Source organism: Holophagaceae bacterium (assembly GCA_016720465.1).
Lineage (GTDB): Bacteria > Acidobacteriota > Holophagae > Holophagales > Holophagaceae > JANXPB01.
This window is the reverse complement of record JADKKO010000001.1, coordinates 505180-518189: the sequence shown is the minus strand read 5'-3', so window position 1 is coordinate 518189 and position 13010 is coordinate 505180. Positions and strand designations below refer to the sequence as shown.

Below are 13010 nucleotides of genomic sequence, written 5' to 3'. Positions count from 1 at the left end.
TTCAGACACCAGTCTTCCCTGGCGCAGGCGGATCCCATTGGACCAGTTTCCACATTTCCCGCTAGACCAGTTGGAAGCCGCTAGGAATTCCTGCGCACCAGGCCCACCAGGCCCGCCTTCATGGGGGCTTCCAGATCCTTGCCCACCGCGACGAGGGCCCGGGGCGAATCCGCCAGAGCGGGGCCAGGCATCACGCCGCAGACGCGGTTCCGCCCTTCCCGTTTCGCGACGTACAGAGCTCCATCGGCGAGGTTGAGCACCTGGTCCCAGGCCATCCCATCGGGATCCAATTCCAGGAAGGGGACGAAGGCGTAGCCGGCCGAGCAGGTTTGGCGGATGGTCTGGCCGTTGGGCAGGCGGAAGGGGTGAGCTTCCACCGCCGCTCGGATCCGTTCGGTCAGCGTCAGCTGCGGGGTGCGGAGGGTGTCCACCGCCACCACGACGAATTCCTCCCCGCCCCAGCGGGCCACCAGGTCCGGCTTTCGGACGGCATCGCGCAGGATGAGCGAAAACTGGCGCAGGACCTCGTCCCCGGCTTCATGGCCATGAGTGTCGTTCACGTTCTTGAAATGGTCTAGGTCCAGCATGATGAGCGCGAGGCTGCTCGAGGGCAGCGAGGATCCGTTGTAGTTCACGGACCAGGTGCGCAGGGTGCGCTCCATCTCCGTTTCCATGAATTCCTGGAGGAAGCGCCGGTTGCGCAGGCCCGTGAGGCTGTCCCTGAGGGCCAGATCCCCGAGCTTGAGGCCCTGGAGGATGCCCCCCCGGAGGCTCTGGTGGAACCGGAACGACATGACGAGCAGCGCCGCCATGTAGATGGCGAACAGCAGCAGGAACAGGCTGTTGTGGGGGATGGGCGGCCGGATGAAAACCATCGCCTCGAAGGAGCCCAGGTTCGGCAGCATGTCGAGGGCGAAGGCTAAGGGGCTTCCCGCCATGCTCTGGACCGCGATGGAATTGACCCCCGTCCAGATGAGCCCGAGCAGCGCCAGCTGGATGGGATCCAGCAGAGGCACCATGATCCAGTTGATGGCGCCGAAGGCGATTCCCATGAGCGTGCTGCCCACCAGGAAGACCAGGTGGCGGTGCTGCGGCTCGGGCAGCCAACGGGGCCTCTGCTCCAGCACGCGGATGGAAACGAGCCTCAGCAAGGCGATCCCCGCGGTCCCGATGAAGATCCACGGGAACAGCGGATGGTTTTCCGCCAGCGGGCCGAGCAGCTTCCAGATGATGGCCAGCACCAGAATCAGGAAGACGAGGGCCACTTTCGTGTGCCGGAACAGCTCCGCCAGCAGCCCCAGCTGCAGTTCCCGCCGGTAGATCCGGTCCTCGGGAGCCAGGGGCAGGGGGCTGATGAGATCCATGGCTCAGCGGGCCGGAGCCGCGGCAGGAAGCTTCACTTCCACGCCGTCCACCCACATCCTCCCGGGCCGGAGGCGGCGGAGCTCCGCAGGGCTCAAGGCCAGGATGGGCGCGCTCACCCAGAGCAGATCCGCCACGGCGCCTTTCCTGATGCGGCCCATTTCCCTGCGGCCCAGGGCCTGGGCATTCCCCAACGTGTAGGCACGCAGAGCTTCGAGGCGGGTGAGTTTCTGGGCCGGCAGGAAGCCGCCGGGGGGATCGCCGCCTGGGTCTTCACGGGTTTCGGCGGCGGCGAGCGAGATGTAGGGATTCGGGTTCTCCACCGGAGCATCGCTTCCAAAGGCCAGCACTGCGCCGCCTTCTAAAAACCTGCGCCAGGGGAAGGCCTCCTGGATCCGCCCTGGGCCCAGGCGGGCTGGCGTCCAGGCGTGGTCCGAGGTGCAGTGCACCGGCTGGACCGAAGCGATGATCCCCGCCTTCCCGAAGCGCAGCGCATCCGCCGCATCGACGATCTGGGCGTGTTCGATGCGGGGGAGGTTCGGATTGCGGGACGATTTTTTCGCTGTCTCAAGGATGTCCAAAGCCGCGCGGTTGGCGGCGTCGCCGATGGCGTGGATGGCCGGCTGGTAGCCGGCCTTCAGCGTGGAGGTGACATCCCGCTGCACGGTGCCGGGTTCCGTGACCCAGAGGCCGCTGGTGGCCGGATCGTCGCTGTAGGGCAGGGTCAGCCGGGCCCCCCGGCTTCCCAAGGCGCCGTCCAGGTAGAACTTCACGCCCTGCACCTGGAAGAAAGCGGTGGCCGCTAGACGAGGCTGCTTCAGTTCCTGGAGCAGGAGCGCGGGATCATGCGAGAGGTAGGCGAAGACGCGGATGGGCAGGGCTTTTTCGGCCGCCAGGGCGCGATAGGCCGCCAATTCCTGAAGGTCGACACCCATGTCCGCGACCGCGGCGAAACCCTCGTTCCGCAATTCCCGCAGGCCCGCCATCAGTTTTTCCCGGCGCTCCGGCTCCGTGGGCTCCGGAATGTGCTTGGACACCAGGTCCACCGCGCCATCGATGAGAATTCCGCTGGGGTTGCCCTTGGCGTCGCGGAGGATCCGCCCGCCCTTGGGATCGGGAGTGGATGCGGAGATTCCCCCCAGCTTCAGGGCCGCGGTATTCACCCAGGCCGCATGGCCGTCCACCCGCTGGAGAAAAGCAGGCCGGTCCCCGCCCACCGCATCCAGGTCGGAAGCCGTGGGGAAGGCCTTGCCCGGCCATCGGTTCTGATCCCAGCCCCGGCCCTTGATCCAACCGCCGGGATGGGCCGCGGACCAGGCCTTCACGCGCTGGACCGCGTCATGGGCGTCCTTGGCTCCGCCCAGATCCGCTTCCAGCCTGGTCCTGCCCAGTCCGCCCACATGGGCGTGGCCTTCGGTGAAGGCTGGCAGCAGGGTGCCTCCCTTGAGTTGCACCCTGGAAGCCATCGGGAAGCGTTTCGCAAGTTGCGCTTCAGGCCCCACCTCCACGATCCGCGAGCCTCGCAGGGCCACGGCCTGGGAGGCTTTGACGCCGGAAATCCGGCCATCGTCGAGCCACACATCGGCTCCTGTGATCAGCACGACGGGGGGCGGCGGCGGAGCCATCAGCATGGGTACCTCGGGGACGTAGCAAGAGTCTAGCAAGTAGACTAGGTTCAAGCGGATTGTGGAGTCGGCATGTATCAAAAGGATTTCCTGAAACAGGTGCGGGAGCAGATGGAGATCCAGGAAGATCCCTCCAAACTGCGGCAGCCGAGCTTCGAGACCAGCTCGGGCATCCCCCTCAAGAACAGCTACCATCCGGCGGATCTTGAAGATTTCGATGTCTTCCGTGATCTCGGGGCCCCCGGCCGATTCCCTTTCACGCGTTCGGTGCAGGCCACGGGCTACCGCGGGCGCTTGTGGACCATGCGGCAGTACGCGGGATTCGCCACCGCCGAAGAGAGCAACGCGCGCTACCGCTACCTGCTGGAACAGGGCACCACCGGCCTCTCCGTGGCCTTCGACCTGCCCACCCAGATCGGCATGGATCCCGACCATGCCATGGCGCTGGGTGAAGTGGGCAAAGTCGGCGTCAGCATCGCCAGCCTCCAGGACATGCGCGCGCTGTTCGGTGGCATCCCCCTGGACAAGGTCAGCACCAGCATGACGATCAACGCCCCGGCTGCGGTGCTGCTGGCGCTGTACCTGGCGGTGGCCGAAGAACAGGGCATCGGCTGGAACAAGGTCAGCGGCACCATCCAGAACGACATCCTGAAGGAGTACATGGCCCGGGGGACCTACATCTTTCCGCCCCGCCCCTCGATCAGGCTCATCACCGACATCTTCTCCTTCTGCGCGGACCAGGTGCCCAACTGGAACACCATTTCCATTTCCGGGTACCACATCCGCGAAGCGGGCTGCACCGCTGCCCAGGAGATCGCCTTCACCCTCGGGGACGGCATCGCCTACGTGCAGGCGGCCCTGGAGGCCGGATTGAAACTCGAAGCCTTCGCGCCAAGGCTGTCCTTCTTCTTCAACAGCCACAACCAGTTTTTCGAGGAAGTCGCGAAGTTTCGCGCGGCGAGGCGCCTCTGGGCCCGCATCATGAAGGACCGCTTCAAGACCGATGATCCGAAATCGCAGATGCTGCGCTTCCACACGCAGACCGCAGGCAGCACGCTCACCGCCCAGCAGCCGGACAACAACATCGTGCGGACAACCGTGCAGGCCATGGCGGCCGTGTGCGGCGGAACCCAAAGCCTGCACACGAACTCCCGGGATGAAGCGCTCTCGCTGCCTACTGAAACATCGGCGCGCATCGCTCTCCGCACACAACAGATTCTCGCTTTCGAGAGCAAGATCGCCGATGTGGTGGATCCCTTCGCCGGGAGCTACTACGTGGAAAGCCTCACCAACGAACTGGAACAGCGGGCCGAAGCCCTGCTCGCCAGGGTGGATGAACTGGGCGGCATGGTCGGCGCCATCGAGAAGGGATTTCCCCAGCGCGAGATCCAGAACGCGGCCTACCGGTATCAACTGGATGTGCAGAAGAACGAACAAATCGTCGTGGGCGTGAACAAATTCACCCTCGACAGCGAACAGAAACCGGAACTGCTGCGCGTGGACGAGGCCCTCGGCGCCCGGCGCCGAGAGCAGATCGCCGCTGTGCGCGCCGCCAGGGACAACGGCGCCGTGCGCATGGGCCTGGAAGGCCTCCGGACCGCCGCCAAGGGGAGCGGCAACCTGATGCCTCCCATCCTCGAATGCGTCAAAACGCAGGCCACCGTGGGCGAGATCTGCGATGCCCTGCGCGGCGTGTTCGGGGAATACCAGGAGCGGCTGGTCCATTAGCGATGGATGGAGCCTGGGTTCTACGGTTTGAGGTATGGGGCACGAGGGCGCATGATGGAGGCTTCCACCCTTCTTCCTCGCCACCTCATCACCACCGCCTCGTGCCTGAATGACCCCAGACGTCCGCCGCCCCATCGACCGCCAGATGCTTTTCTACGCATTCCTGCTCATGGCCGTGGGCATGGTGTGGATCTATTCCGCCTCGGCCTTGAAAGGCGACTACGGGCATGAAGCGGCCACGGCATTCTTCGCGCGGCAGTTCATCGCCGGGGTGATCGGCGTGGCCCTGATGCTGGCTCTGTCCCAGGTCGATCTGGGGACCATCCGGGACAATCCACGGGTGTTGCAGGTGCTCTACGTGCTGACGGTCATCCTCCTCATGGCGGTGTTTTTCTTTCCCAAGGTGAACAACGCCCACCGCTGGATCCGGCTCTTCGGGCAAAGCGTGCAACCTTCCGAATTCTTCAAGCCCCTGTCGGTGCTGATCGTGTCCTGGTGGATGGTGCGGCACGCCGATGCCTGGGATGAACGCCAGAATTCCATTCCGAAGCTCCTGATCCTGTTCGGCATCCTGCTGGTGCCATTGGCGCTGATCCTCCGGGAACCGGATTTCGGCACCACCTTCCTGGTCATTTTCGTGGTGATGCTGCTGATCTTCCTGGGGGGCGCGCCGCGTTGGATTTTCGCGGTAGTGGGGCCTGTGTTGATCGCGGTGGGAGCGGCCTTCGTCTGGTTCGAGCCCTACCGCAGGGCCCGCGTATTGAGTTTCCTGAATCCCGAAGCAGATCCCCTGGGCCAGGGCCACCAGGCGCTGCAAAGCCTCATTGCGGTCGGCAACGGCGGCATCTTCGGCGTAGGAGTCGGCGCTTCCATGCAGAAGCTCCATTACCTCCCCGAGGCCCACACGGACTTCATCTATGCGGTCATCGGCGAGGAGACCGGACTCGTCGGGACCGTCATCGTGCTGGCGCTGTTCGCCGGGATCCTCTGGCGCGGCTACCGCGTGGCGCGGATGGTGCGCGACAGCTACCTGAAACTCTGCGCCATGGGCCTGACCCTGCTCCTGGTGGTGCAGGCCCTGATGAACATGAGCGTGGTCCTGAGCATCGCCCCCAACAAGGGCATTCCGCTGCCCTTCATCAGCTACGGCGGCACCAGCCTGATCATCAGCCTGGTCTGCCTGGGTTTGCTGCTGAGCATTTCCAAGGAAGCCGGGGCGTGAAAAGCAATCACGCGGAGGGCAGCGGAGAAAGGACTGAGGGGAGCGGAGGAAAACCACCCAGGGCTTTTACACGATTCCTTTTCTCCGCTTGCCTCCGCACCTCCGCTGCCCTCCGCGTAGTGCTTTTCAATCACCCACGATTCTGCATCGTCGAGGCTCATCCCAGATGCAGGGGTTCGTCTTCGTCGTCGTCGATGATCTGGAGATTGGGGCCGCCGCTCAGCAGCACGGCGTCTTCGTAGATGTTCCGCAGTTTGGGTTCGAAACGCTCCGCCTGCTGGAGGCGGGGATCCTCAGCCAGGTCCACGGCGATGCGCTCCATGCCGAGGATGGCGGAGGCTTCGAGCCCCAGGATGCCCGCCAGCAGTTTCTGGGGATTCAGTGCCTCCTTGGCCGATATCCGCGTGATGAAGGCAAGGTTGCCTTCCTCCCAGGCGAGGGCGACGAGGTGATGGCGGACTTCGACCTGCTTCACGGATTTCTGGCCGCCCACTTTGCCCGTCTTTTCGATGCAGAAGCTTGCGGCGGCCTCGAAAGCCGCAAGCCGCGGTGCGGCTTCGGGCCGCATGTCCGGGGGGCAAGGCCAACGCCAATGGGCCATGCGGGACAATTCCAGCACCGGCGTGGCATAGGGTGGCAGCGACACGCAGGACAAAAAAACTAGGCCCGTTGGCGCGGCCGCGTTTAGCCTCGCCAGCAGGGTGTCTTCGGGTTCATCGGGCATGGGGCTGAGCTCTGCATCGGCCCATTCCGAGCGGCCAGTGAGGCCCACCGGCAAGGGATGCCCCAATGCCAGCAAGGGGCGGGGCGTGCGTTCCAGGCTCAAGGCCGGGGCCAGGCTGGCCGCCTGCAGGACCCTTGCCAGCAGGGACAGGAATTGGGCGGGATTAAGCTGGGCCTGGGCTTCGCCCCGCCCATAGCGCAGGCGCAGGATGCCGCGTCCGGCGTCGAGCCTGGATTCTGCGCTACGCCGGTCCCTGGCTTTTTCCGCCGCCACACCGAGGCGGATCTTCAACTGTTTGAGCTTCGAAGGGTGCGCGCCTTTGGGCATGCGGTGATGGCGCAACCGCGCCTGGGCCTCTTCTGCGCCGCCTTCCTTATCGAGTTCCGGCAGCAGGGCCAAAGCCATGTCCCAGTCCGGTTCCGGGGAACCGATCGCGTGCTCGAATCGCTGAAGGGCAGAGCTGGCTGGAATGTCCACGCAATCAGGATAACCCGGCTGTTATCGCGCCTTTTCAGCAGGGCTTCAGCATGTTCAACTAGACCTTTAACTCCGGGGCGCTTGGGTGCGCTCCGCTGACGCACGAGGGCGGCCAATGAGTGGTTCACCGGTAGAGAAAAAGAAGTACAAGGTCTATCTGCCCAAGACGGACTTTCCCATGAAGGCGGATCTGCCGCAGCGGGAGCCCAAGCGGCTGGAGGCATGGAAGGCCAAGGGCCTGTACAAGCGGGTCGAGGCGAAGCGCCGGGCCGACAACGCGGCAGGCACCGGCAAAGGGCGAGCTGTGCTGCATGACGGGCCGCCCTATGCCAACGGCGCCATCCACATCGGCCATGCGCTGAACAAGATTTTGAAGGATGTCGTCGTCAAATCCCGATGGATGGAAGGCTATGAATCGCCCTACGTTCCCGGCTGGGACTGCCACGGCCTCCCCATCGAGCACGCGGTGGAAAAGGATCTGGGCCCCAAGCGCCGGGAGCTGAGCCGGACGCAGTTCCTGGAGAGATGCCGTGCCTTCGCCGCCAAGTGGGTGGACACCCAGAGTGCCGCCTTCCAGCGCCTGGGCATTCTCGGCGCCTGGGACGAACCCTACCTGACCATGGCGCCGAAGTACGAGGCCGCGGTGGTGCGGCAGATGGGCCAGCTGTTCGAACACGGCGCCGTGACGCGCAAATTGAAGGTCGTCCACTGGAGCTACGGCGCGCGGACCGCGCTGGCCGAAGCCGAAGTCGAGTACGCGGACAGGACCAGCCCAGCGATCTATGTGCGTTTCGAGGTGCCCAAGGACCGGGCCCGGGCCTTTCTTTCGAATTCCGGCATCACGCCGGCCGGCCCCTTCAGGCTTTTCCTTCCGATCTGGACCACGACTCCCTGGACTCTGCCAAGCAACCGGGCTATCGCGATGCATCCGGATCTCGAGTACGCAGTGGCCTATGAGCGCGTGGGAGATCAGGACATCTTCTATGTGGTGGCCGTCCCTCTGCTTGAAGAATTCAACAGGAAGCTGGGTCTCACGCTCCACACGAAAGCCATTTTCAAGGGCAGGGAATTCCAGACGCTGGTGGCCCGCCATCCTTGGATCGATCGAGAAAGCCCGGTCCTGCTTGGCGATCATGTGACCGCGGATACCGGCACTGGGCTCGTGCACACGGCCCCCGACCACGGTGTGGATGACTTCAACATCGCCAGCCATCTGGGGCTGTTCCAGTATGTGGGGCCTGACGGCAAGTTTTTAGAAACGGTGGAGGATGCGGAGCTGGCGGGCAAGAACATCTTCGATACCAATGCCATCGTCATCGAGAAGCTCAAGGCCGCCAGCGCCCTGCTGCACCAGGATTCCATGCAGCACAGCTATCCCCATTGCTGGCGCACCAAGACGCCCATCCTCTTCCGCGCGACCGAGCAGTGGTTCATCACCATGGACACCGATCTCAAGGGCAGCGGCAAGAGCCTGCGGGAGCTGGGGCTGGAAGGCGTGCGGGAAACCCGCTGGGTGCCCGCCATCGGCGAAAACCGCATCCACGCCATGATCGCGGGGCGGCCGGACTGGTGCATTTCCCGCCAGCGGGCCTGGGGCACGCCCATCACGGTGCTGCGCCACATCGAGAGCGGCGAGCCCCTGGTCCGCCCGGAATTCTTCGAACGCGCCGCCGCGGCGATCGAGAAACACGGTATCGAAGCCTGGTCGGACATCAGCGTGGAAGACCTGGTGGCGGGCCTCGGCATCGACGCCAGCCAGTACCAGAAGGAGACGGACATCCTGGATGTGTGGATCGATTCCGGCGTCAGCGCGGGCGTCGTCTGCGACACGCATTCCGAACTTTCCCGGGCCGATTACGGCAGCTTCATTTATCTGGAAGGTTCCGACCAGCACCGCGGCTGGTTCCATTCGTCGCTCCTCTTCAACCTGGCCGCCAGCGGCAAGAAGCCCTACCAGACCGTGGTGACCCACGGATTCGTGATGGACGGCAAAGGCCAGAAGATGTCCAAGAGCCTGGGCAACGTGGTCTCGCCCGAGGAAGTCATGAAGACGCTCGGCGCGGACATCCTGCGGCTCTGGGCGTGCAGCGTGGACTACAACGAGGATGTGCGCATCGGCAAGGAGATCCTGGACCGTAGCGCCGATTCCTATCGCAAGATCCGCAATACCCTGCGCTTCCTCCTGGGCGCGCTGGATGGGTTCGATCCAGCAAGGGACCTGGTGCCGGCAGGGGAATGGACGCCGCTGGACGCCTGGGTCTGGAAGGCCTTCGGCCGCCTCTGCGTCGAAGTCCGGGAGGCCTTCGCGGCCTTCGATTTCCACCGCGCGACCCAGGCCCTCCATGGGTTCTGCCAGCTTGAATTGAGCGGCCGCTACTTCGAGATCATCAAGGACCGCCTCTATTGCGATGCCCTGGATTCCCCGCGCCGCCGCAGCTGCCGGAGCCTGTGCTTCAAGCTGGCCCAGGGCTTGGCCATCCTGCTGTCGCCGGTGCTCAGTTTCACGGCCGACGAGGTGTGGGAATTCATTCCGGGAGCGGCCGGCAGCGTCTTCGAACAGCGCTTTCCGGAGGGCGCCGCCGTGCCCGAGAGCGAGGCGTGGCACGCTCTTTGGACCGTCCGGGAGGCCCTGCAGGGAGCCATGGAACCGCACCGCGCCGCCAAGACCATCGGCACCAGCCTGGACGCCTCGGTGCGGATCGGCCTTCCCGAATCCGTCCAGCTGGAATTGAAGAGCCTCCGCGAATCGCTGGATGACCTGTTCGTGGTGTCGGGCTTCGAATTTTTCGATTCCGCGGAGCTGAACGTGGAAGTTTCCACCCATCAAGGCATCAAATGCCCCCGCTGCTGGAACCACAAGGGCGGCCACGGGAAGGGCTCGGATGCGGACCTTTGCGGCCGCTGCAGGGACGTGGTGGACGGTTCTGATGCGGAGCCCGCATGAAGCGCCTGGCCTGGCTCCTGCTCCCCATCGGCGCCCTGGCTGCGGATTACGCGTCCAAGGCCTGGATCCTGGGCATCCTCCACTTCCCGGGGGACTCCAGAACCATCATTGACGGGTTTTTCAGTCTGACCCTCGGGTTCAACAAGGGCGCCATTTTCGGCACCCTGCACTCGGCCCCCGAATGGCTGCGGGTGGGACTCTTCAGCCTGGCGGGCATCGCCGCGCTGGTCTATTTCGGGCGTCTGTTCCTGGCCGAAGCCACGCCCAGGCTCGAGCGCGTGGCGCTGGGACTGATCCTCGGCGGCGCCTGCGGGAACGGCCTGGACCGGATCCTGCACGGCCATGTGGTGGACTTCCTGGATTTCGTGTTCGGCACCTGGCACTACTGGTATTTCAACGTCGCCGACAGTTGCATCGTGGTGGGCGCGATCCTGTTCGGCATCGCGCTGCTTAGAACGAAGAAGGCCGTGGAAGCCGTGCCGGCTGAATGATTCTTTGACGGCCTGGCGCCTGCGGGCCTCCGCCCGGGTTCAAGACAGCTTGTCGTTCGCCAGCACGGCCTGGGTCTGGGCTTCGCGGTAGGCCAACAGCCTTCCGCGCAGCGTGGCATCGTTCAGGGACAGGATGCTGGCAGCCAGGAGCGCGGCGTTGGTGGCGCCCGGCTTGCCGATGGCCAGGGCGCCGACGGGGATTCCGGCAGGCATCTGGACGATGGACAGCAGCGAATCCAGCCCATTGAGCGCCTTGGTGGGCATGGGGACTCCCAGCACCGGGAGATGGGTCTTGGCGGCCATCATGCCGGCCAGGGCTGCCGCGCCGCCGGCTCCGGCGATGATCACGCGCAGGCCGTTGGCTTCGGCGTCCACGCAGTATTGAAAGACCTTGTCCGGCGTGCGGTGGGCGCTCATCACCAGCGCCTCGAAAGGAACCTGCAAAGCCTCCAGGCAATCCGCCGCCGGCCGCATGGTCTCCCAGTCCGACCTGCTGCCCATCACGATGCCGACGACCGGTTTGGTGCCCATGCTTCCAGGATGCCTGATCCTGGTTGGCTTTCAAGGGATCAATGAGCCCCTGGACGAAGGCTCCCGCTTTCCCGGTTGATTTTTTTCAACCGTGCGCCCGCAATGGTTCCATGGCAATGGTCCATACGGAATCCATCGGGCGGTACCGCGTCGTGGGCACGCTGGGGCAGGGCGCCATGGGGCGCGTCTACCTGGCGGATGACCCCGGGCTCGGCATGAAGGTGGCCGTCAAGCTGATCAAGCGCGACAACATGCTTGAGAACGAGGTGATCCTGGCCCGTTTCCGGCGCGAGGCCGCGCTGGGCGCTCGGATCCGGCACACCAACATCGTGGCCATCTATGACGTGGGCCACGACATCAACCATGGCCCCTACATGGTGATGGAGTACGTGGACGGACGGGAGCTGGCGGAGATCCTGAAGGAGGGTTCCGCCACGACGGCGGAGAAACTGGATTGGCTCAGGCAGATTGCGAAGGCCCTGCGCTGCGCCCACCAAGGCGGCATCATCCACCGGGATGTGAAACCCGCCAACATCCTGGTGAGCCGCGACGGCCAGGCCAAGCTCATCGATTTCGGCGTGGCCAAAGTCATGGGAATCCAACTGGCAATCCCCGGGATTCCTCCTGGCGGCCCAGAGGCCCCGGGCGCCGGGGCGGGTCCGTCCGAATCCCTGCCGGAAGCCGAACTGCTTGCGGATAAGTACGCCACCGCCTGGGGACTGCTCTCCGCCGCGGGCGCCCAGAACAGCGATGAACCCCACTTGGAAGTGCTGACCAGCCACGGAGCGCAGGACAGCGAGCCCACCGGCGGAGATGCCCAAGCGCAGCGGGAGGATCATCAGAAGGATGAATTGACGCAATTCGGCGCGCTCATCGGGACGCCTTCCTATACCGCTCCGGAGTTGCTGAGCGGAGCGAGCTCCTCGCCGCAGACCGATGATTTCGCCTTCGCGGTGACGGCCTTCCAGACCCTGCTGAGGCAGCTTCCATTTAGAGGACCCGGGACCCGGGAGACCCTGGAGCACATCCGCGCCGGGATGGTGGAATTCCCCATGGATGTGACGCCAAGCCTTCAGGTGGTCTTCGAAAAGGCGCTGGCCCTCGATCCCCGCAACCGCTACGCGGATCCAGATGCTTTCGTGAGCGACTTGTATCGGGCCTGCGGTGTGGACGATCCGGCCCCCGAAGTGAAGACCCCGCGGCCCCAGTCCCGTTCGAGCATCCCCACGAACTTGTCGGCCCGCCATGTGATTCCCTGGGTGAAATGGATCGGGGGCGGATTGGCGGTTCTGGTGGTGCTTGGCATCGGCCTGGATCTTTGGCTCGCCTCGCCCAATGGCCTGGAGGAAATCACCATCCACACGGAACCGGCCGGGGCCTCGGTCTATGTGGATGGGGTGTATCTGGGCCAGGCGCCCCTGGACCGGATCACCCTTTCCGAACCCGGCCGGCGCTTGAGGGTCGTGAAGAAGCGCTACCGGACCGTGGAACGCCATCTCACGCCCGAGGATGGTTTCGTAAGTTTGGTGCTGGAGCTGGCGCCCTACGATTTGAAAGTGGAAACCGAGCCGGCCGGGGCCGAGATCCTCCTGGATGGCAGGTCCGTCGGCGCGAGCCCCATGCTGCTCAAGCGCGTGCCAGGAAAAGGGGAACACACCCTCGAGGTGAGGATGCCGGGGTTCGTTCCCAGAACCATCAAGCTGGATGCCCTGCGGCCGAATCGGGAGCCCATCAAGCTGGACCCTGAAGGCGCCCCGGAGGCCAAGTGACGGGTGGATGCCATCGCGTGGAGCCGGCTCGGTATTTTTCGATCGATGATTTGGAACGCCTGGCGCTGTTTGGCATTTCAATCAGGGAGGACCGGCGGCGCCCATAAAACGAAATAGCCCAGCGAAGCCATAGCTCA

General features: G+C 64.6%; 9 protein-coding genes. 5 read left to right on the top strand and 4 right to left on the bottom strand.

All coding sequences use genetic code 11. The annotated features are described in order from the left end of the window. Positions 1-80: 80 nt before the first annotated feature. Positions 81-1364 carry a GGDEF domain-containing protein gene (locus IPQ13_02300; GenBank protein ID MBL0209733.1) on the bottom strand — a complete coding sequence of 428 codons (1284 nt, stop codon included), beginning with the start codon at positions 1362-1364 and terminating at the stop codon, positions 81-83. Positions 1365-1367: 3 nt separating this feature from the next. Continuing rightward, positions 1368-2993: an amidohydrolase gene (locus IPQ13_02295; protein ID MBL0209732.1), complete on the bottom strand. Its 1626-nt coding sequence runs from the start codon at positions 2991-2993 to the stop codon at positions 1368-1370. A 66-nt stretch (positions 2994-3059) separates the two neighbouring features. Between IPQ13_02295 and IPQ13_02290 the strand changes: the two genes are divergently transcribed. Continuing rightward, positions 3060-4715 (top strand): methylmalonyl-CoA mutase, encoded by a 1656-nt coding sequence (locus IPQ13_02290; GenBank protein MBL0209731.1) that lies wholly within the window; start codon positions 3060-3062, stop codon positions 4713-4715. Positions 4716-4824: 109 nt separating this feature from the next. After that, entirely contained in the window at positions 4825-5937 is a 1113-nt protein-coding gene (gene ftsW, locus IPQ13_02285; protein MBL0209730.1) for a putative lipid II flippase FtsW, read from the top strand. 157 nt (positions 5938-6094) lie between these two features. On the opposite strand, the gene IPQ13_02280 is transcribed toward ftsW, so the two are convergent. Then, positions 6095-7066 (bottom strand): DUF2344 domain-containing protein, encoded by a 972-nt coding sequence (locus IPQ13_02280; protein MBL0209729.1) that lies wholly within the window; start codon positions 7064-7066, stop codon positions 6095-6097. Positions 7067-7253: 187 nt separating this feature from the next. On the opposite strand from IPQ13_02280, the gene ileS reads away from it, so the two are divergent. Both ileS and lspA read left to right on the top strand, forming a co-directional pair. Then, positions 7254-10082, top strand: a complete 2829-nt coding sequence (gene ileS / locus IPQ13_02275) for an isoleucine--tRNA ligase (protein MBL0209728.1) — start codon at positions 7254-7256, stop codon at positions 10080-10082. Next, positions 10079-10573, top strand: coding sequence for a signal peptidase II (lspA, locus tag IPQ13_02270; GenBank protein MBL0209727.1), 495 nt, complete (start codon positions 10079-10081; stop codon positions 10571-10573). Before ileS ends, lspA begins: the two co-directional genes overlap by 4 nt. A gap of 39 nt (positions 10574-10612) precedes the next feature. Here the strand turns inward: lspA and purE are convergent, their stop codons facing one another. Further along, positions 10613-11104 carry a 5-(carboxyamino)imidazole ribonucleotide mutase gene (gene purE, locus IPQ13_02265; protein MBL0209726.1) on the bottom strand — a complete coding sequence of 164 codons (492 nt, stop codon included), beginning with the start codon at positions 11102-11104 and terminating at the stop codon, positions 10613-10615. 110 nt (positions 11105-11214) lie between these two features. Between purE and IPQ13_02260 the strand changes: the two genes are divergently transcribed. Further along, positions 11215-12873: a serine/threonine protein kinase gene (locus IPQ13_02260; GenBank protein MBL0209725.1), complete on the top strand. Its 1659-nt coding sequence runs from the start codon at positions 11215-11217 to the stop codon at positions 12871-12873. Positions 12874-13010 lie beyond the last annotated feature (137 nt).

Coding starts and splice junctions, on each gene's coding strand:
- IPQ13_02300 (MBL0209733.1), bottom strand. CDS start 1,364: ATGGATCTCATCAGCCCCCTGCCCCTGGCTCCCGAGGACCGGATCTAC.
- IPQ13_02290 (MBL0209731.1), top strand. CDS start 3,060: ATGTATCAAAAGGATTTCCTGAAACAGGTGCGGGAGCAGATGGAGATC.
- lspA (MBL0209727.1), top strand. CDS start 10,079: ATGAAGCGCCTGGCCTGGCTCCTGCTCCCCATCGGCGCCCTGGCTGCG.
- ileS (MBL0209728.1), top strand. CDS start 7,254: ATGAGTGGTTCACCGGTAGAGAAAAAGAAGTACAAGGTCTATCTGCCC.
- IPQ13_02295 (MBL0209732.1), bottom strand. CDS start 2,993: ATGCTGATGGCTCCGCCGCCGCCCCCCGTCGTGCTGATCACAGGAGCC.
- IPQ13_02280 (MBL0209729.1), bottom strand. CDS start 7,066: ATGGCTTTGGCCCTGCTGCCGGAACTCGATAAGGAAGGCGGCGCAGAA.
- purE (MBL0209726.1), bottom strand. CDS start 11,104: ATGGGCACCAAACCGGTCGTCGGCATCGTGATGGGCAGCAGGTCGGAC.
- ftsW (MBL0209730.1), top strand. CDS start 4,825: ATGACCCCAGACGTCCGCCGCCCCATCGACCGCCAGATGCTTTTCTAC.
- IPQ13_02260 (MBL0209725.1), top strand. CDS start 11,215: ATGGCAATGGTCCATACGGAATCCATCGGGCGGTACCGCGTCGTGGGC.